Genomic DNA, 19,579 nt, shown 5'->3' with positions numbered 1-19,579 from the left:
GCGGGTGCCGAGACCCCGGGGCCATACCGGGCGGGCCATCGAGCGGGTGCCGGACCGGGTGGCCGCCACGCGGATACCGAGACCCCGGGGCCGTACCGGGTGGCCGCCACGCGGGTGCCGAGGCCACCGGGACCGCCGGGGCTAGTGGGTGGGTCGGGCCTTCAGTGCCGCGAGGGCGCGGTCCGCGTGCGTGTTCATGCGCAGCTCGCTGCGGACGACCTCCAGCACCCTGCGGTCCTGCCCGATGACGAAGGTGACCCGCTTGGTGGGTGCCAGCGAGAAGCCCCGCTTCACGCCGAACCGCTCCCGTACGCTGCCGTCCTCGTCGGACAGCAGCGGCATGCCGAGCGTGTGCCGCCCGGCGAACTCCTGCTGCCGGTCCACGGAGTCACCGCTGATCCCGACGGGCCGCGCCCCGGCCTCGGCGAACTCGGCCGCCAGGTCCCGGAAGTGGCACGCCTCGGCGGTGCAGCCGGGGGTGAGGGCGGCGGGGTAGAAGAACAGGACCACCGGACCCTCGGCGAGCAGCTCGCTCAGCCTGCGCACGGTCCCGGTCTCGTCCGGCAGGGCGAAGTCCTCGACGAGGTCACCCGTCTGCAGCGCGCGGCTCATGCCCGGCCCTCCCCTCGGGCGGCCACACCGCGCGCCCACAGCACGAGCGGCACCTGAAGCGGCAGCCGTCCGATGGCGGCCGCCTTCTGCGGGGTGGGACGGTCCCGCCAGTCCAGGGCCATCTTCACGTTCGCGGGGAACACCCCGACGAAGAAGGCCGCGGCGGCGAGCGCGGCGGTGCGCCGGGTGCGCGGCAGGGCCACTCCGGCGGCGAGGGCGAGCTCGGCGGCGCCACTGGCGTACGTCCAGGTGCGGGGCGAGCCGGGCAGGACGCGCGGGATGGTCGCGTCGAACGACTTGGGTACGGCGAAGTGGGCGACGCCCGCGGTGGCCAGCAGGCCGGCGAGCAGCAGGGGTGAGCGTTCGGACCGTGGCACGGTTTCTCCTCCGACGACCGGACGGGACGACCAGGCGGGACGGCCGGGTATGGTGTCCAGACGCGCGCGATATTACTTGAGGGTATGCACGGGGCCGGAGGCACCCCCCGGTGTCAACTGGTCCGGCGCGCCGGGTCGTTGTGGTGGGCGGGGTGGGGTGCAGGCGTCAGGGGGACGGGACGCCCGGGGCGTGAGGCGACTGCCCCCGTTCAGGGGAAAGCACCCGTCCGCGCGCGTGCCGGGACCCCGGCCGGTCGACATCTGACCCGTGGACCTGCCCCTGATCGCCCCCATGCTCGCCACGCCCGGCGCCCTGCCGCCCGCCGCCCAGGACGAGCGGTGGGCCTATGAGACCAAGCAGGACGGCCAGCGCGCCGTGGTCTATCTGCCCGGGGACGGGACCCTGCGGCTGCGCGCCCGCTCCGGGGAGGACATCACCGCCGCCTACCCCGAACTGCAACCGCTCGCCGACGCGCTCGGCACCACCCCGGCCGTGCTCGACGGGGAGGTCCTCGCCCTGGACGAGGGCGGCCGGGCCGACTTCCAGCTGCTGCAGTCGCGGATGGGCCTGGCCCACTCCCCCGCCCGCGCGGCCCGGATGGCGGCGACGCTCCCGGTGCACCTCGTGCTGTTCGACGTGATGCACCTGGGCGGTCGCTCCCTGCTGCGGCTTCCCTATGCGCGCCGGCGCGCCGAGCTGACCGGACTCGCCCTGACCGGCCCCTTCTGGTCGACCCCGGCCGCCCTCGTCGGGCACGGCCGGCAGGCCCTGGAGGCGACCCGGGCGCACGGCCTGGAGGGCCTGGTGTGCAAGCGGCTGGACTCGGTGTACGAGCCGGGGGTGCGCTCCCGGAACTGGATCAAGATCCGCAATATGCGGGGCGTGGACGTCCTGGTCGGCGGCTGGGCGCCCGGCAAGGGCCGTCTCACGGGCCGCTTCGGCGCCCTGCTGCTGGGACAGCGCGCCGGAGGGCGGCTGCGGTACGTCGGCGGCGTGGGCACCGGCTGGAGCGAGTCCGAGCGGGACGAACTGACCGTGCTGCTGCGGGACCTGGCGACCGACACCTGCCCCTTCGATCCGGTGCCGGCGGTGCCGGGAGCGCACTGGGTGCTGCCCCGGCTGGTCGGCGAGGTCCGGCACAGCACCCGCACCCGGGCGGGTCTGCTGCGCCAGCCGTCCTGGCTGCGGCTGCGCCCGGACCTCACCCCGGAGGAGTCGGCGGCCGACGTCCCCGACGACCTCGTCTGACCCCCACCAGACGCCCCTTCGGCCCGCCCTGACGCACCGTCAGTGATCAATTGTTGGGCCGCACTTCACCACCGCTCCGCCTGGGACTCTTGGCGCGGACGGGAAACGGGTGGAAGCTTCACTCCCGAACTTCCGCCACCCCCACAGCCGTTGGGCTGCGCCCGGACTCCGAGGAGGACGCAGTGTCGTCACCGTCGTTCAAGGCACACCGCAGAAGATGGCTCACCGGACTCGCCGGTGCCGCCGCGCTCGTCCTGGCCGTCCCCACGGTGGCCTACGCCGCCCCGCCCCAGGCCCTGCCGCAGAACGCCGAGGCAGGCGAGCTGACGTACCAGCCCGCGTTCGACTACGACACCGACGGCTGCTACTCGACCCCGGCCATCGGTCCCGACGGCACGATCAACGGCGGTCTGAAGCCGACCGGCGCACTCAACGGCAGCTGCCGGGACGCCTCCGACCTGGACAACACCAACAGCTACTCGCGCTCCAAGTGCAACAACGGCTGGTGCGCCTACCTGTACGGCCTGTACTTCGAGAAGGACCAGGCGATCCCGGGCAGCAGCATCGGCGGGCACCGGCACGACTGGGAGCACGTCGTGGTGTGGGTGCAGAACGGCGCGATCCAGTACGTGTCGACGTCCAACCACGGCTCGTTCACCGTGCACGCCGTCTCCGAGGTCCGCTTCGAGGGCACGCACGCGAAGATCGTCTACCACAAGGACGGCATCCGCACGCACTGCTTCCGCCTGGCCAACAGCAATGACGAGCCGCCGGAGAACCACAAGGCCACCTGGCAGTACCCGCCGCTGGTCGGCTGGAACGGCTACCCGGCGGGTCTGCGCGACAAGCTCAGCGCCTACGACTTCGGCAGCGCCAACTTCGGCCTGAAGGACGCCAACTTCGCCTCCCACCTGGCGTCGGCGAAGCCGTCCGGGATCGCCTTCGACCCCAACGCCTGACCCACGGCGGGATCGGGCGCGAGACCTAGGACCGCCGGTGTCCACGGTTCCGCCCCGCGCCCGATCCCGGCCCGCCGGTGCCCGGCATAACGTCCCGTCCATGGAGACGATCGACACGAGCGACACGACCGCCACGACCCGCACGACGGCCACCAGCGGCACGAACGACACCGGCGGACGGCTCGAAGAAGCCCTGGAACGGGTCCACGCCTCCGGTCCGGAGCGGGACGGCTGGCTGTCGAACCACGCGCCCATGGTCGTCGAGGCGCTGGCCGCCCACGGACACGCGGCGGACGTGCACCGCTGGCTGGACCTCTACCGGGACAAGCTGGAGGACTTCCCCGATCGCGTGGCCCCCGTCACGGACGACAACTGGCGTGCCGCGCTGGGGGATCCGCGCCGGATAGCGGACTGGACCGACCACTTCTCCCGCACGCTCGCCGAGCGCCCCTGGCGGGACGTCCTCGCCGAGTGGTGGCCGCGGCTGCTGTCCGGCCTGTACGGCGGTGCCACGCACACGATCATCAGGGTCGGTCACGCCGTGCGTGCCGTGGAGGCCGACGAGAACGGCCCGCGCGTCACCGAGCTCGCGCACGCGCTGGGCTACTGGGCGGCGCGCCACCAGCCCGTGACGGGGATCGCGGACCTGCCGGGCGCGTCGTCGGCCGGCGACACCCTGGACGCCGTGCCGTCGATCGGCCCGGGCCATCTGGGCTTCCGCGACCGCCTGGCCGCCGTGCGCCGGCTGCCCGTCTGGGCGGACGACGTCACCGATCCGGACACGGCACGCGAACGGCTCACCGAACTCGTCCGCGCCGCGACCCACCGCTACGCCACCCACGGCCACGGCGAGCCGACCATGCTGGTCCACTCGGCGACCGCCCCCAACGCCGTGCTGCGCAGCCTCGACTCGCTGCCACGGGAGCTGTGGGCGCCCAGCCTGCGCGCGGCGTGGACGGCCTCCGCGGCGGTCACCGCGATGTACGCTCCGGCCGAACCGGTCGCCTACGCCGCCCCCGCCCGTCTCGCCCCCGAAGAGGTCCTGGACCGCGCGCTGGCACATGGCGACGAGCACGTCATCAAGCTGGCCGACACGGCGCTGGACGTCGGCGACGAGCGGGCCCTGGCCGCCGCCCTGCGCGCGATCGAGCTCAGCGAGCCCTTGGCCTGACGATCGCCGCGGCCCATGATGACGGGATGGATCATGACAAGGAACTCCCGTCCGCGGTGGACACGCCGGCGCTGCCCGCCCTCGCCGAGGGGGCCGTGCGATGAGCGACGCGCCCGCGATCCGGCACGCGACGCGCGCCGATCTGCCCCGGGTGGCCGAACTGGCCTTCCTGCACGCCGAGTACGAGCGTTCCGCGCCACCGGTGCCCGACCTGGCACAGCGACTCGACGTCCTGCTGTTCGGCACCCCGGAACCGCGGCTGCGCTGTCTGGTCGCCGAGACGCCCGACGGCGAGGTCGTCGGCTACGCCACCTGCGCGCCCGAGATCTCCACCTGGGACGGCCGTGAATACCTGCACATGGACTGCCTGTTCCTGCTCTCCGGCCACCGCGGGCTCGGACTCGGCGCGCGGCTGATGGACGCGGTCGCCGAGGAGGCCCGCACGCTGGGCCTGACCGAGGTGCAGTGGCAGACGCCGGCCTGGAACGAGGGCGCGATCCGCTTCTACGACCGGCTCGGCGCCCGGGCGAAGGAGAAGCTGCGCTACTTCCTGGAGGTGGGCCGGTGACCCTCGCGGAGGGTCTATCGTGTCCCGCATGTCCGTTCCCGAACTGATCCGCATCGTCTCCCGCGACTCCCCCATGGCCCTGGCCCAAGTGGAGCGGGTGCGCGGCGAGTTGGCGGTGCTGCACCCCGGTGTGCGCACCGAGGTCGTGCCCGTGAGGACCACCGGCGACAAGTGGCTGGGCGATCTGTCCCAGGTGGAGGGCAAGGGCGCCTTCACCAAGGAGGTCGACGCGGCGCTGCTGGCCGGTGAGGCGGATCTGGCGGTGCACTGCGTCAAGGACGTCCCGGCCGACCGGCCGCTGCCCGCGGGCACGGTGTTCGCCGCCTTCCTGAAGCGGGACGACATCCGCGACGCGCTCGTGCACCCGGAGGGGCTCACCCTCGACGAGCTGCCGGCGGGGACCCGGGTCGGCACCTCCTCGGTGCGCCGGATCGCCCAGCTGGCGGCCACGCATCCGCACCTCGACTGCGTGCCGTTCCGTGGCAACGCCAACCGGCGCCTGGAGAAGCTGGCCGCCGGGGAGGCGGACGCGCTGCTGCTCGCGGTGTCCGGTCTGGAGCGCATCGGCCGGCGGGACGTGATCAGCGAGGTGCTGTCGCCGGAGACGATGATGCCGCCGATCGGGGCGGGCATCCTCGCCCTTCAGTGCCGGGAGGACGACGCCGATCTGATCGACGCCGTCAGCGGGCTCGGCGATCCGGCCACGCACCGGGAGGCCACGGCGGAGCGCATGTTCCTGCATGTGCTGCAGGGGCACTGCAACAGCCCGATCGCGGGGTTCGCCCAGGTCGACCGGCGCGGTGAACTGTCGCTGCGGGCCTGTGTGTTCACGCCCGACGGCAAGACCCGGCTCAACGCCCACGAGTGGGCGGGTCCGCTCGACCCGGCGACGCTCGGCACGTCGGTGGCGGTGGCGCTGCTCCGGCAGGGCGCCCGGGAGCTCATCGACGGCATCGCGCACTGACCCGGGGAGGGTCAGGCGGTGCCCTCCTCGGCCTGGCTGCGCAGATAGCTGCTCACCTGGTGGGCGAGCCCGTCGTGGGCCGTGCCGCCCGCGCAGGCGCCGACGGGCTCGTCGGTGAGGCAGAGGCCGCCGGTCCACAGCCGGCGGTCGGCCCACTCGTCGTCGACGCGCAGCTGGACCTGCACGTCCACCTGACCGAGCGCGGCCTCCGGTCCGGCCGCGTAGAGCACGGCGGTGGCGCGGCGCAGCGGGTACACCTCGAAGCCCTCGATGAACTGCGTGTTGCGCCAGTCGACGAAGGCGCTCTCCCCGTCGGGCCCGATCCGCACGTCGATCTGGCCGTCCTCCAGGTGCACACAGCAGGGCCGGTCGCCGCGGTTCTCCACGGTGATCCGTAGACGGAAGTACGTCAGCCCCTCGGCGGCGTCGTCCCGGCCGCGCGGCGGCTCGCCGGGCTCCAGTCGGTGGACGCGCAGACGCAGACCGGCATGCTCGTCGTACTCCTGCCAGTCCCCGACCACGTTCGGCTCGTACACAATCCGCCCTCTCGCCTGCTCCGGGCTGCTTCCTATCCGTGTGCTCAGCGCACTGTCAAATGAGCGGAATACGCTGTGGCCAGGGGAATCACCCCTTTTGATCGCTGATCAAGCCGTGCGCAGCAGGAATCCGTCCGCGGGCCGCGCGGGGCCGCGCGCGGGCGTGCCGTAATTCACGTCGCCGGGCAAGATCAGCGGGCGGTCGAGGATCTCCCCCACGCGCGTACGACCATGCGGTCGCACACTCGGGCAATGCGCGCAATTGTTTCAAACCACCCGGTCGGGGGAATCGGACTCTCAGTGCTTCGGACCGGAGGCACCTCCGTGGGACCCGCGTAGCCGGGCCCCGGAAACCCTCCCTCGTCCGAGCGCGTGCTTCCCACGGTGTCCGTCCCACGGCACTCCCTCAGGGAGGCGCGCACGATGCGTCCCACCGTAAGAACGCGACCCCACCCGCACGACGACGCCCCGGACACGACCTCGGACTTCGCCCGGCTCGCCGGCCTTCCCGAGGGCCCCGAACGGCAGGCGCTCAAGGACGAACTGGTGCGGGTGTGGCTGCCGATGGCCGAGCGGATCGCCGTCCGCTTCCGGGGCCGCGGCGAAGCGCTGGAAGACCTCTACCAGGTGGCGGCGCTGGGCCTGGTCAAAGCGGTGGAGCACTACGATCCCGAGCGCGGTCGCGCCTTCGAGGCGTACGCGGTACCGACGATCACCGGCGAGATCAAGCGCCACTTCCGTGACCACCTGTGGACGCTGCATGTGCCGCGCCGGGTCCAGGACCTGCGCAATCGCGTACGGCAGGCCGTGAAGGAACTCTCCCAGACGACCGAGGGCCGCGCGCCGACGGTCGCCGAGATCGCGGTCTGCGCCCAGCTGACCGAGGACGAGGTGCGCACCGGCATGGAGGCCCTGGACTGCTTCTCCGCGCTGTCGCTGGAGGCCGAGCTGCCCGGGACCGACGGGTACGCCCTCCAGGACACGCTCGGCGAGCGCGACGCCGGCTACGACACGGTCGTGGACCGGGTGGCCGTGGCGCCGCGTCTGCGCGCCCTGCCGGAGCGCGAGCGGACCATCCTCTATCTGCGGTTCTTCGACGGGATGACGCAGAGCGCGATCGCCGAACAGCTGGGTATCTCGCAGATGCACGTGTCCCGTCTGCTCAGCAGCTGCTTCGCCCGGCTGCGCGAGGACATCCTGGCCGGGACCGGCTGAGGCGGGCGGGAACAGCGCCCACCCCGGGCGCGCCGGTCACTCCGTGCCGGGCGCGCCCGGGATCTGTGTGGGGCCGTGGCGGTCCAGCGCCTCTTCCAGCTCGACGCGGATCTCCTGCGGCATCCGGTCGGTGCGCCCCCAGATGAGGATCAGCTCGGCGACGTTGCGCAGCTTGATGTTGGTGTGCTGGGAGACCTCCTTGAGCACCGCCCAGCCCTGCTCCGGGGTGAGCCGGCCGAGGGCGAGGACCATGCCGATCGCCTGGTCCACGACGGCATGCGAGGTCACCGCCTCCCTCAGCTGGTCGACCTCTTGCTGGAGCTCCTCCGAACGGGCCGTTTCGTCCGGGGGCCGCTGCGGTACTCGTCCCACTTCTCCATCGTGCCACCGACCTCGCTCGACAGGCGCCTTCGGCGGTTTGCGGCAGACACTGGTAAGAGACCGCCGGGGTCACCCGCCCTCGGCCGACGAGAGCAGGACGCCAGGTCATGAACGACCACCCGACTTCCGTTCCCGGCGCGACCGGGGTCGTCTCCACGCACTCCGTCTTCGGGGCACCCTGCTGGGTCAGTCTGACCAGCCGCGACCTGGAGGCCACCCAGGACTTCTACGGAGCCGTGCTGGGCTGGCGGTGGCGCAAGAACCGGCTCGGCGACCACTTCCGTATCGCGCTCGTCGGCGACGTGCCGGTCGCGGGCATCGCCGCCGTCGCCTCGATGTGGCAGATGGCGGTGGCCTGGACGCCGTACTTCGCGGTGCCCAGCGCGGACGAGGCGGCGGCGCGGGTGCGCGAGCGCGGCGGCACGGCGGCCGTGGGGCCGATCTCCCTGCCGCCCGGCCGGGCCGCCCTGCTGGCCGACCGGGACGGCGCGACCTTCGGGGTGTGGGAGGGCGAGCTGGTCGGCAGCTGGGAGGTCTGGCGGCGCGCGGCGCCCGCGTTCATCCGGCTGCACACCCGTGACGCGTTCGCCGCCGCGATCTTCTACGGCGAGATCCTCGACTGGGCGACGGACGTGCCCGGTTGCTGCGAGGTGCACTACGAGGGCGACGAGGTGGTGCTGCGCAGCGGCGGCGACGTGGTGGCGCGGATCGTCTCGGGCGCGCTGGAGGCGGCGCCCGATCCGACGATCCGGCCGCACTGGCAGGTCCACTTCGCCGTGCGGGACGTGGAGGCGTGTGCGCGGGCGGCGGAGAAGCACGGGGGGAGCGTGCTGAGTCTGGACGCCGATGAGGCGATTCTGCGGGATCCGGACGGGGCGCAGTTCACGGTGACGTCTCGGCCGTTGCGCTGACGCGGGCGCCGTCTCCGTTCGGGTGCGGCGCCGTCGTGGCTGGTCGCGCAGTTCCCCGCGCCCCTTTCGGGCTGCGCCCGTCCGTCACCCCCCGGCGCGTGGCGGGCGGGACAGGACCATCAGGCTTCGGGGGATCAGGCGTACTCGGGCGCCCGCCTTGTACTCCGTCTCGTCGGGGCCGCCGTCCGGTTCCGCCGTGTCGACGCAGACCGTCCAGCGCTCGCCGTAGGCCGTCGGCGGCAGCCGGAAGTCCGCCGGCTCCCAGTGGCCGTTGAAGAGCAGCAGGAACGAGTCGTCCACGACGCGCTGTCCCCGGCGGTCGGCTTCGGCGATGGCGTCGCCGTTGAGGAAGGCGGCGAGGCAGTGCGCGTCGGGCTCCAGCCAGTCGGCCTCGGTCATCTCCCGCCCGTCCGGCAGCAGCCACACCAGGTCGGGCAGCGGCTGGTCGGCGTGCGTGACGGTCTCGCCGAGGAAGAAGCGGCGCCGGCGCAGGCCGGGATGGGCCGCGCGCAGGGCGAGCAGGCGGCGGGTGAAGTCCACGAGGCCGCGCTGCTCGTCGGTCAGGCGCCAGTCGACCCAGGAGATGTCGCTGTCCTGGCAGTAGGCGTTGTTGTTGCCCCGCTGGGTGCGCCCGAGCTCGTCGCCGTGCAGCAGCATGGGGATGCCCTGTGACAGCAGCAGCGTGGCCAGGAGGTTGCGCTGCTGGCGGGCGCGCAGGGCGCGGACGGCCCGGTCGCGGGTCTCGCCCTCGATCCCGCAGTTCCAGGACCGGTTGACGCTCTCGCCGTCCCGGTTGCCCTCCCCGTTGGCCTCGTTGTGCTTGTCGTTGTACGAGACCAGGTCACGCAGGGTGAAGCCGTCGTGCGCGGTGACGAAGTTGACGCTGGCGCGCGGCCGGCGCCTGCTGCGGGCGTAGAGGTCGGCGGAGCCGGTCAGCCGGGAGGCGAACTCGCCCAGCGAGCCGGGCTGGGCCCGCCAGAAGTCGCGCACGGCGTCCCGGTAGCGGCCGTTCCACTCCGACCACAGGGGCGGGAAGTTGCCCACCTGGTAGCCGCCCTCGCCGACGTCCCAAGGTTCGGCGATCAGCTTGACGCGGCTGATCACCGGGTCCTGCTGGATGAGGTCGAAGAACGCCGACAGCCGGTCCACCTCGTGGAACTGCCGGGCCAGGGTGGCCGCGAGGTCGAAGCGGAAGCCGTCGACGTGCATCTCGGTCACCCAGTACCGCAGCGAGTCCATGATCAGCTGGAGGACGTAGGGGTGGCGCATGAGCAGGCTGTTGCCGGTGCCGGTGGTGTCGTAGTAGTGCGCCCAGTCGCCGTCCACCAGGCGGTAGTACGAGGCGTTGTCGATGCCCCGGAAGGAGAGCGTGGGCCCGTTCTCGTTGCCCTCGGCGGTGTGGTTGTAGACGACGTCGAGGATGACCTCCAGGCCGGCCGCGTGCAGCGCCTTCACCATCGCCTTGAACTCGGTGACCTGCTGGCCCCGGGTGCCGTGGGCGGCGTAGGCGTTGTGCGGGGCGAAGAAGCCGATGGTGTTGTAGCCCCAGTAGTTCGACAGACCGCGGTCCGTCAGGACGCCGTCCTGCACAAACTGGTGGACCGGCATCAGCTCCACCGCGGTGACGCCGAGTCCCACGAGGTGTTCGATCACCGCCGGGTGCGCGAGGCCGGCGTAGGTGCCGCGCAGCTCGGGCGGGACGTCGGGGTGGGTGCGGGTCAGGCCGCGGACATGGGCCTCGTAGATGACCGTGTCGGCGTACGACTGCCGGGGCGGGCGGTCGTCGCCCCAGTCGAAGGCGGGATCGGTGACCACGCCGAGCAGGGTGTGCCCCGCGCTGTCGGCCGGGTCGGGGCGGTCGCCGGCCCGTTCGAAGAGGGAGGGGTGGTTGTCGATCTGCCCGTCGACCGCCCGGGCGTACGGGTCCAGGAGCAGCTTCGCCGGATTGCACCGGTGTCCCCCGGCCGGGGCCCAGGGGCCGTGCACCCGGTAGCCGTAGCGCTGCCCGGGGCCGACACCGGGGACGTAGCCGTGCCAGACGAATCCGTCGACCTCGGTGAGCGGAACCTCGCGGCCTCGCCCCGCCTCGTCCACGAGGACCAGGTCGACCCGCTCGGCGACCTCGCTGAACAGCGCGAAGTTGGTGCCCTCGCCGTCGAAGTCCGCGCCCAACGGGTAGGGGTGCCCGCTCCACACGGGCACCCCTGCCTTGCGGCGCTTGCTCGCCGTCACCGGGCGGCCCCCGCCGGAGCGGCCAGCACGGCGACCGGTACCTCGCGCGGCACCTGGCGCACCGCGCGCAGGCTCGGCGCGGGCGCGACGGGCACCAGCGGGGCGCGCTCGTCGGCGCGGACGCGCTGCGAGAACCAGATGACCTTGCCGCCGCCGTCGGTGGCGCAGCAGCCCCAGCCGTCGCTCATCGCGGCGATGCGCTCCAGGCAGAAGCGCAGGTCCTGGTCCGGGCGCAGATCCCGGTCGTGGCCCCCGACGGCCGTGATGACGTGCTGGCCGTTCCACCACATCTCGATCGAGGTGTTCTTGTCCGTCGCGTGCTCGTCGATCGCCTTCAGCAGCATCTGGGCGCCGTGGCACACGGGCTCGACCAGGGTTTCGAGGTCCCAGAACCTGAGGTGAGCGGCCAGGATGCGCCTGACCTGGCCGACCCGTTCGGGGCTGACTTCCACGTCGAGGTGGTAGTAGCAGGGCACTGCGGTCTTCATCTCGTTGGCTCCTCACCGGCGAGGCTCCCGCTCCTCGGAGGGCCCCGTCGGGCGGGGTTCCGGTACGGAGGGTGAGCATCGATCGCGTCTGAGTCACCTCCACGGTGCGACTGTTAGTCCATTCGTGCAACACGAGCGAGTGGCGTGACGGATGAGGCGGGTCGCCCCCCGCATGATGTTGAAGATCCAACAGGACGCTGGGTCGCACTCCATGCACCATGAGTAGCCATGGAAGCTCGCGAGCCCTGGAAGGCGGTGGGCGTGATGCTGCTGCCTGCCAAAGCCGAAGTCCTCCGGCAGTTGCGGCGGTATCGGACTTGGGAGCAGATGATGCTCGCCTCACCCGCCGACCGGGCGGTGCGAGCGGCTTTCGAGGACGCGGGCTACACCTTGTGCGTGCTGATGGGGAAGCGGTGCGCGCGCGAGGCCGCCGACGCCGCCGAGCGCTACGTCGGTGCGCACCGGCCGCCCACCCGGCGGAGCACCCCGGCCGGCCGCTCGCGGCCCGGCCCCCCGCCGATACGGCGTTCCCCGGATTCCCGGACGGGCAGGTAGCCCCGTCCGGCGCAGGACTCCGTCCCGATCCCGGGCCGGAGGCGAGCACGGCGGAGGTGACCCATGAGTTCGACCCCGGCCATCGGCCGCATCCCGGTCCGAGACGTCCGGCCCGCGGTGGACTGCGGCAGACGCCCGGCCAAGGCGGTCGTCGGAGAAACGTTCCAGGTCACCGCGACCGTGTTCCGCGAGGGCCATGACGCCGTCGCCGCCAATGTCGTCCTCACGGCCCCCGACGGCCGCCACGGCCCCTGGACGCCGATGCGCGAACTCGCCCCGGGCTCCGACCATTGGGGCGCCGACGTCACCCCGGACACGGAGGGCCGCTGGACCTACCGGGTGGAGGCGTGGAGCGATCCGCTGGCCACCTGGCGCCACCACGCCCGCATCAAGATCCCGGCCGGCATCGACACGGGCCTGGTCCTGGAGGAGGGCGCCGACCTGTACGAGCGGGCCGCCGCCGGGGTGCCCAAGGGTCCGGAGCGCACCGCGCTGCTGAAGGCCGCGGAGACCCTCCGCGACGATGCTCTGCCCGTCGCGGTGCGCCTGGCGGGTGCGCTGGTCCCGGAGGTCGACGAGGTACTGGCCCGCCACCCCTTGCGGGAGCTGATCACCGCGTCGGAGCCGCTGCCGCTGCTGGTGGAGCGGGAACGGGCGTTGTACGGCGCGTGGTACGAGTTCTTCCCGCGGTCGGAGGGCACGCCGAAGCGCCCGCACGGCACGTTCCGCACGGCGGCGCGACGGCTGCCGGCGATCGCGGAGATGGGCTTCGACGTGGTCTATCTGCCGCCCATCCATCCCATCGGCACGACGTTCCGCAAGGGCCGCAACAACTCGCTGAACGCGACTCCGGCCGATGTCGGCGTGCCGTGGGCGATCGGCTCGCCCGAGGGCGGGCATGACGCCGTGCACCCCGAGCTGGGCACGCTGGACGACTTCGTGTGGTTCGTGAAACAGGCGGTCGCGCTGGGCCTGGAGATCGCGCTGGACTTCGCGTTGCAGTGCTCGCCGGACCATCCCTGGGTGCACAAGCATCCGGAGTGGTTCCATCACCGGCCGGACGGCACGATCGCCTACGCGGAGAACCCGCCGAAGAAGTACCAGGACATCTACCCCATCGCGTTCGACGCCGACATGGACGGGCTGGTCGCGGAGACGGTGCGGGTGCTGCGGCACTGGATGGCGTGCGGGGTGCGGATCTTCCGCGTCGACAACCCGCACACCAAGCCGGTCGTCTTCTGGGAGCGGGTCATCGCCGAGATCAACGGCACGGACCCGGACGTGATCTTCCTGGCCGAGGCGTTCACCCGTCCCGCGATGATGCGCACCCTGGCCGAGATCGGCTTCCAGCAGTCGTACACCTACTTCACCTGGCGCAACACGAAGCAGGAACTCACCGACTACCTCACCGAGCTGTCCGGTGAGTCGGCCGCCGCGATGCGGCCGAATCTCTTCGCCAACACGCCCGACATCCTGCACGCCTACCTCCAGCACGGTGGCCGGCCGGCGTTCGAGGCGCGGGCCGTGCTGGCCGCCACGCTGTCCCCGACGTGGGGCGTCTACAGCGGCTACGAACTGTGCGAGAACACCCCGCTGAGGGAGGGCGGCGAGGAATACCTCGACTCGGAGAAGTACCAGCTCAGGCCCCGCGACTGGGACACCGCCGACACCATCGCCCCCCTCATCACCCGGCTCAACGAGATCCGCCGGGCCCACCCGGCGCTCCGGCGCCTGAGAAACCTGCGCTTCCACTCCACCGACAACGACGCGCTCCTGGCGTACAGCAAACGGGACGGCGAGGACACGGTTCTGGTGGTCGCGAACCTCGACCCCCACCACACCCAGGAGGCCACGGTCTCGTTGGACATGCCGCAACTCGGCCTGGATCACGACGCTTCCCTGTCCGTGCGCGACGAACTGACGGGTGAGACCTACACCTGGGGCAGGTCCAACTATGTGCGCCTGGAGCCCGGCCGGGCCCCGGCCCATGTGTTCCACGTCGTGCCGCCCGCATCGCCGATCGGAGGGTCCAGCCCGTCATGACCGTCAACTCTCCCGTTCCGGACACCTTCGAGGACACCCCCGCCAAGGACCGCGACCCCGACTGGTTCAAACGCGCCGTCTTCTACGAGGTGCTCGTCCGTTCCTTCCAGGACAGCAACGGTGACGGCGTCGGCGACCTGAAGGGCCTGACGGCGAGGCTCGACTATCTCCAGTGGCTCGGCGTGGACTGCCTGTGGCTGCCGCCGTTCTTCAAGTCGCCGCTGCGGGACGGCGGTTACGACGTCTCCGACTACACCTCGGTGCTGCCCGAGTTCGGCGACCTCGCCGACTTCGTGGAGTTCGTCGACGCCGCCCATCAGCGCGGCATGCGCGTCATCATCGACTTCGTCATGAACCACACCAGCGACCAGCACCCGTGGTTCCAGGAGTCCCGCAAGAATCCGGACGGCCCGTACGGCGACTACTACATGTGGGCCGACGACGACAAGCAGTACGCCGACGCGCGGATCATCTTCGTGGACACCGAGGTCTCCAACTGGACCTTCGACCCGGTGCGGGGGCAGTACTTCTTCCACCGCTTCTTCTCCCACCAGCCGGACCTCAACTACGAGAACCCGGCCGTGCAGGAGGAGATCCTCGCCGCCCTGCGGTTCTGGCTGGACCTGGGCATCGACGGCTTCCGCCTCGACGCCGTGCCCTATCTCTTCGCGGCCGAGGACACCAACTGCGAAAACCTTCCGGCGACACACGAGTTCCTGCGCCGGGTGCGCCGCGAGATCGACGCGATGTACCCGGACACGGTGATCCTCGCCGAGGCCAACCAGTGGCCCGAGGACGTGGTCGACTACTTCGGCGACTACGCCTCCGGCGGCGACGAGTGCCACATGGCGTTCCACTTCCCTGTCATGCCCCGCATCTTCATGGCGGTGCGCCGGGAATCGCGCTACCCCGTCTCGGAGATCCTCGCCAAGACCCCCGCGATCCCGTCCGGCTGCCAGTGGGGCATCTTCCTGCGCAACCACGACGAGCTGACCCTGGAGATGGTCACCGACGAGGAACGCGACTACATGTACGCGGAGTACGCCAAGGACCCGCGTATGCGCGCCAACATCGGGATCAGGCGGCGCCTCGCCCCGCTGCTGGACAACGACACCAACCAGATCGAGCTGTTCACCGCCCTGCTGCTGTCCCTGCCCGGCTCGCCGATCCTCTACTACGGCGACGAGATCGGCATGGGCGACAACATCTGGCTCGGTGACCGCGACGCCGTACGCACGCCGATGCAGTGGACCCCCGACCGCAACGCCGGCTTCTCCACGTGCGACCCCGGCCGACTGTATCTGCCGACCATCATGGACCCCGTCTACGGCTACCAGGTCACCAACGTCGAGGCCTCGATGGCGTCGCCCTCGTCGCTGCTGCACTGGACCCGCCGCATGATCGAGATCCGCAAGCAGAACCCCGCCTTCGGTCTCGGCAGCTTCACCGAGCTTCCCGCGTCGAACCCGGCCGTCCTCGCTTTTCTGCGCGAGTACGAGGACGACCTGGTGCTGTGTGTGCACAACTTCTCCCGGTTCGCCCAGCCCACGGAGTTGGACCTGCGCCGCTTCGACGGCCGCCACCCGGTCGAGCTGTTCGGCGGGGTCCGCTTCCCCGCCATCGGCGAACTGCCGTACCTGCTCACCCTCGCGGGCCACGGCTTCTACTGGTTCCGGCTCGCCCGGGTCGCATCCCGCACCGGCCGGCGCGCATGAGCGTGCGATGGGGAAAGGACGCGTCATCATGCCCAAGAGCGCTGTGATCCCCCGGAGAACGGCCGATCCCCGCGCCGTCGGGGCGCTCGGCACGCTGCTGAGCGAATGGCTGCCGCGCCAGCGCTGGTTCGCCGGCAAGGACGGGCCCGTCACGGATCTGCGGCTGCTGTCCATGACGGAGCTGTACCGGGGCTGTCTGCACGTCCTGCTCCAGGCGGGCCACGCGGGTGTCCCGGCGCCCGTCGGCGCGGCCCCCTCGGGCGACTGCTACCAGCTGCTGCTGGGCATCCAGGAGCATGTGTCGCCGCGCCTGGGCCGCGCGCTGATCGGGCGCGTCGAGGAGGGCCCGCTGGCCGGGCGGATGGTGTACGACGCGCTCCAGGATCCACGCTCCGCCCAGCTGCTCCTGGAGCGGATGCGGCATCCTGGCTCCCTCGGGCCGCTGGTCTTCGAGTCGGACCCGGACGCGCCGCCAGTGCCCGCCGGTCTCGCCCCGCGGCTGCTGGAGGCCGAGCAGTCCAACACGTCGCTGGTGTACGGGGACGCGTTCATCCTCAAGGTGTTCCGGCGCATCCAGCCGGGCGTCAACCCCGACCTGGAGGTGCCGGTCGCGCTCTCCGGCCAGGGGTGCGCCCGGGTGCCCGCGCCCGTCGCCTGGTTCCGGACCACGCATCCGCAGGAGGCGACGCTGGGCGTGCTCCAGCCGTTCCTGCCCAACGCCTCGGACGGCTGGACGCTCGCCCTGGACGCCCTCGGGCGCGGGGAGGACTTCACGACCGAGGCGCATGCCCTCGGGCGGGCCACGGCCGAGGTGCATCTGGCCCTGGCCGCGGCCTTCCCGGCCGGCCCGCACGGTGGCAACGGGCCCCTGGCGGCCGCGATGGCGGACCGGCTGGAGGCCGCGGCGCGCCATGTGCCCGCGCTGCGCCCGTTCGTGCCGGGGCTGCGGACCGCCTTCGGCGCGCTGGACTCCTGCGACCCGGGGCCGCCCGCCCAGCGCATCCACGGCGACCTGCATCTGGGGCAGGTGCTGCGCGCGGGGCGCGAGTGGTTCGTCATCGACTTCGAGGGCGAGCCGTCCCGTCCGCTGACCGAGCGGTGCAGCCCGCACTCCCCCGTGCGGGACATCGCCGGCATGCTGCGCTCCTTCGACTACGCCGCCCGCCAGCGCCGTCCCTGGCGTCCGGAGTGGGCGCGCCGCTGCCGGGAGGCGTACTGCGCGGGTTACGCCGCACGGGCGGGCTGGGATCCGCGCAAGAAACACGCCCTGCTGCGCGCGCACGAGACCGACCGCGCGGTGTACGAAGTGCTGTACGAGGCCCGGCACCGGCCCGACTGGCTGGCGGTGCCGATGGCCGCGATCGAACGACTCGCCGTCCGAGGAGGCTGACCCCGTGGCCCTGCGTGACACGTCGCTGCCCGAGAGGGCCCGTCCGGTGCCGTCCCGGACCGCGCCACCCCTGGATCCCGCCGACCGCGCGCGACTGCTCGCGGGCGAGCACCACGACCCGCACGCGCTGCTGGGCGCCCATCCGGTGCCGGGCGGCATCGCCGTGCGGGCACTGCGCCCGTTCGCCCGGTCGGTGGCGATCGTGGTCGACGGCCGGCGCGTCCCGCTGGTGTCGGAGGGCGACGGCCTGTTCTCCGTCGTCCTGCCCCGCAAGCGGAAGATCCCCGCGTACACGCTGCTGGTGGCCTACGACGGCGACGAGAGCGAGACGCACGACCCGTACCGTTTCCTGCCGGCCCTGGGCGAGCTGGATCTGCACCTGATCCGGGAGGGCCGGCACGAGCGGCTGTGGACGGCGCTGGGCGCCGAGCCGATGACCCACCAGGGGGTGACGGGCACCCGCTTCACCGTGTGGGCGCCGAACGCGCGGGGCGTGCGGGTCGCCGGGGACTTCTGCTGCTGGGACGGGACCGCCTTCCCGATGCGCTCGCTCGGCGCGTCCGGCGTGTGGGAGCTGTTCCTGCCCGGCATCGGCGAGGGGACCCGCTACAAGTTCGAGATCACCTCCCGTCACGGCCAACGGTTCCTCAAGGCGGACCCGATGGCGCGCCGGGCGGAGGTGCCGCCGGACACGGCCTCGATCGTGACCGCCTCGGCCTACGAGTGGGGCGACGCGGAGTGGCTGGCGCACCGGGGCGACGTCCCGGTGCACGAGGCCCCGTTCTCGGTGTACGAGGTCCATCTGCCGTCGTGGCGGCCCGGCGCGACGTACCGGCAGCTCGCCGAGGAGCTGCCCGCGTACGTGCGGGACATGGGCTTCACGCACGTGGAGTTCATGCCGGTCGCCCATCACCCCTTCAGCGGCTCCTGGGGCTACCAGGTCACCGGTTTCTACGCGCCGACGGCCCGGCTCGGCTCGCCGGACGACCTGAAGTATCTGATCGACGCCCTGCACCGGGCCGGGATCGGCGTGATCATGGACTGGGTGCCGGCGCACTTCCCCAAGGACGACTGGGCGCTGGGCCGCTTCGACGGCGATCCGCTGTACGAGCCCGGGGACGCCCGGCGGGCCGAGCATCCGGACTGGGGCACGTTCGAGTTCGACTTCGGGCGCGTGGAGGTGCGCAACTTCCTCGTCGCCAACGCGGTGTACTGGTGCGAGGAGTTCCACATCGACGGCCTGCGGGTGGACGCGGTCGCCTCGATGCTCTACCTGGACTACTCGCGCGACTCCGGCCAGTGGACGCCGAACGTCTTCGGCGGCAACGAGGACCTGGACGCGAAGGCGTTCCTCCAGGAGATGAACGCGACGGTGTACCGCCGCTGCCCGGGCGTGGTGACCATCGCCGAGGAGTCCACCGCCTGGGACGGGGTGACCCGCCCCACCGATGCCGGAGGGCTGGGCTTCGGCCTGAAGTGGAACATGGGCTGGATGCACGACTCGCTCCAGTACATGAGCCATGAGCCGGTGCACCGCAAGTACCACCACCACGAGATGACCTTCTCGATGGTGTACGCGTACAGCGAGAACTACATCCTGCCGATCAGCCACGACGAGGTGGTCCACGGCAAGCGGTCACTGGTGTCGAAGATGCCCGGCGACTGGTGGCAGCAGCGCGCCAACCACCGCGCCTACCTCGGCTTCATGTGGTCCCACCCGGGCAAGCAACTCCTCTTCATGGGACAGGAGTTCGCCCAGGGCGCCGAGTGGTCCGAGCCCGACGGCCCCGACTGGTGGCTGCTCGACCCCGCCTACTCCGCCGAGCCCGACCACCGCGGCGTACGCGACCTGGTCCGCGACCTCAACGCGCTCTATCGCGCCACTCCGGCGCTGTGGGAGCGCGACACCGACCCGGCCGGCTTCCGGTGGGTCCTGTGCGACGCCGCCGACGACAACGTCTACGCCTTCCTGCGCCACGCCGCCGACGGCACCCCGCTGCTGTCGGTGAGCAACCTCTCCCCCGTGGTCCGCCACGACTACGCCCTCGGCGTCGGCGACGACATCGTGGCCTGGGACGAGGTGCTCAACACCGACGCGGCCCGGTACGGCGGCGGCGACATCACCAACCCCGATCCGGTGAAGCCCGAGAACGGACTGATCAGGATCACGCTGCCGCCGCTGGCCACGGTCTGGCTGACGCCGTCGGTGTGAA

At 71.9% G+C, this 19,579-nt stretch carries 18 protein-coding genes; 12 read left to right on the top strand and 6 right to left on the bottom strand.

The genetic code is table 11. The features are described 5' to 3' along the window. Window positions 1–141 precede the first annotated feature (141 nt). Both ACZ5NW_RS05675 and ACZ5NW_RS05670 read right to left on the bottom strand, forming a co-directional pair. Entirely contained in the window at window positions 142–612 is a 471-nt protein-coding gene (locus tag ACZ5NW_RS05675) for a peroxiredoxin (RefSeq protein WP_468742427.1), read from the bottom strand. Then, window positions 609–989 (bottom strand): DoxX family protein, encoded by a 381-nt coding sequence (locus ACZ5NW_RS05670; protein ID WP_468742426.1) that lies wholly within the window; start codon window positions 987–989, stop codon window positions 609–611. Before ACZ5NW_RS05670 ends, ACZ5NW_RS05675 begins: the two co-directional genes overlap by 4 nt. A gap of 268 nt (window positions 990–1,257) precedes the next feature. Between ACZ5NW_RS05670 and ligD the strand changes: the two genes are divergently transcribed. The 5 genes from ligD to hemC all read left to right on the top strand — a co-directional run bounded on the left by ligD (window position 1,258) and on the right by hemC (window position 5,900). Then, on the top strand, window positions 1,258–2,238 hold the full coding sequence (gene ligD, locus ACZ5NW_RS05665; protein WP_468742425.1) for a non-homologous end-joining DNA ligase: 981 nt from the start codon (window positions 1,258–1,260) through the stop codon (window positions 2,236–2,238). Window positions 2,239–2,420: 182 nt separating this feature from the next. After that, window positions 2,421–3,197, top strand: coding sequence for an NPP1 family protein (locus tag ACZ5NW_RS05660; RefSeq protein WP_468742424.1), 777 nt, complete (start codon window positions 2,421–2,423; stop codon window positions 3,195–3,197). A gap of 100 nt (window positions 3,198–3,297) precedes the next feature. After that, window positions 3,298–4,368: a questin oxidase family protein gene (locus tag ACZ5NW_RS05655; protein ID WP_468742423.1), complete on the top strand. Its 1,071-nt coding sequence runs from the start codon at window positions 3,298–3,300 to the stop codon at window positions 4,366–4,368. Window positions 4,369–4,468: 100 nt separating this feature from the next. Next, window positions 4,469–4,936 (top strand): GNAT family N-acetyltransferase, encoded by a 468-nt coding sequence (locus ACZ5NW_RS05650; RefSeq protein WP_468742422.1) that lies wholly within the window; start codon window positions 4,469–4,471, stop codon window positions 4,934–4,936. Window positions 4,937–4,964: 28 nt separating this feature from the next. After that, the gene (gene hemC, locus ACZ5NW_RS05645) at window positions 4,965–5,900 is read left to right on the top strand and encodes a hydroxymethylbilane synthase (RefSeq protein ID WP_468742421.1); all 936 of its coding nucleotides are present in this window, start codon (window positions 4,965–4,967) and stop codon (window positions 5,898–5,900) included. Between the two features lie 11 nt (window positions 5,901–5,911). Here the strand turns inward: hemC and ACZ5NW_RS05640 are convergent, their stop codons facing one another. Next, the gene (locus ACZ5NW_RS05640; protein ID WP_468742420.1) at window positions 5,912–6,436 is read right to left on the bottom strand and encodes a hypothetical protein; all 525 of its coding nucleotides are present in this window, start codon (window positions 6,434–6,436) and stop codon (window positions 5,912–5,914) included. 423 nt (window positions 6,437–6,859) lie between these two features. Here ACZ5NW_RS05640 and ACZ5NW_RS05635 point away from each other — a divergent pair, with 423 nt between their 5' ends. Further along, window positions 6,860–7,651: a SigB/SigF/SigG family RNA polymerase sigma factor gene (locus ACZ5NW_RS05635; protein WP_468742419.1), complete on the top strand. Its 792-nt coding sequence runs from the start codon at window positions 6,860–6,862 to the stop codon at window positions 7,649–7,651. Window positions 7,652–7,687: 36 nt separating this feature from the next. On the opposite strand, the gene ACZ5NW_RS05630 is transcribed toward ACZ5NW_RS05635, so the two are convergent. Next, entirely contained in the window at window positions 7,688–8,023 is a 336-nt protein-coding gene (locus ACZ5NW_RS05630; RefSeq protein WP_468742418.1) for an ANTAR domain-containing protein, read from the bottom strand. A gap of 116 nt (window positions 8,024–8,139) precedes the next feature. Here ACZ5NW_RS05630 and ACZ5NW_RS05625 point away from each other — a divergent pair, with 116 nt between their 5' ends. Continuing rightward, window positions 8,140–8,943 (top strand): VOC family protein, encoded by an 804-nt coding sequence (locus ACZ5NW_RS05625; protein WP_468742417.1) that lies wholly within the window; start codon window positions 8,140–8,142, stop codon window positions 8,941–8,943. A gap of 84 nt (window positions 8,944–9,027) precedes the next feature. On the opposite strand, the gene glgX is transcribed toward ACZ5NW_RS05625, so the two are convergent. Further along, window positions 9,028–11,145 carry a glycogen debranching protein GlgX gene (glgX, locus tag ACZ5NW_RS05620; RefSeq protein WP_468742998.1) on the bottom strand — a complete coding sequence of 706 codons (2,118 nt, stop codon included), beginning with the start codon at window positions 11,143–11,145 and terminating at the stop codon, window positions 9,028–9,030. 26 nt (window positions 11,146–11,171) lie between these two features. Next, window positions 11,172–11,663, bottom strand: coding sequence for a pep a2 (locus tag ACZ5NW_RS05615; RefSeq protein WP_468742416.1), 492 nt, complete (start codon window positions 11,661–11,663; stop codon window positions 11,172–11,174). Window positions 11,664–11,927: 264 nt separating this feature from the next. Here ACZ5NW_RS05615 and ACZ5NW_RS05610 point away from each other — a divergent pair, with 264 nt between their 5' ends. The 5 genes from ACZ5NW_RS05610 to glgB all read left to right on the top strand — a co-directional run bounded on the left by ACZ5NW_RS05610 (window position 11,928) and on the right by glgB (window position 19,578). Continuing rightward, complete coding sequence (locus tag ACZ5NW_RS05610; protein WP_468742997.1) at window positions 11,928–12,218, top strand: DUF5133 domain-containing protein; 291 nt, start codon at window positions 11,928–11,930, stop codon at window positions 12,216–12,218. A 63-nt stretch (window positions 12,219–12,281) separates the two neighbouring features. Next, window positions 12,282–14,261, top strand: coding sequence for an alpha-1,4-glucan--maltose-1-phosphate maltosyltransferase (locus ACZ5NW_RS05605; RefSeq protein ID WP_468742415.1), 1,980 nt, complete (start codon window positions 12,282–12,284; stop codon window positions 14,259–14,261). Beyond that, window positions 14,258–15,976 carry a maltose alpha-D-glucosyltransferase gene (gene treS, locus ACZ5NW_RS05600; RefSeq protein ID WP_468742414.1) on the top strand — a complete coding sequence of 573 codons (1,719 nt, stop codon included), beginning with the start codon at window positions 14,258–14,260 and terminating at the stop codon, window positions 15,974–15,976. Before ACZ5NW_RS05605 ends, treS begins: the two co-directional genes overlap by 4 nt. 28 nt (window positions 15,977–16,004) lie before the next feature. Next, window positions 16,005–17,366 (top strand): maltokinase N-terminal cap-like domain-containing protein, encoded by a 1,362-nt coding sequence (locus ACZ5NW_RS05595; protein WP_468742413.1) that lies wholly within the window; start codon window positions 16,005–16,007, stop codon window positions 17,364–17,366. A 4-nt stretch (window positions 17,367–17,370) separates the two neighbouring features. Further along, window positions 17,371–19,578, top strand: coding sequence for a 1,4-alpha-glucan branching enzyme (gene glgB, locus ACZ5NW_RS05590; protein WP_468742412.1), 2,208 nt, complete (start codon window positions 17,371–17,373; stop codon window positions 19,576–19,578). Window position 19,579: the final 1 nt, after the last annotated feature.

The sequence above is a fragment of the Streptomyces sp. NPDC032126 genome, assembly GCF_055580085.1.
Note: the sequence above shows the minus strand (reverse complement) of the source record. Positions and strands in the feature narration are given on the sequence as shown.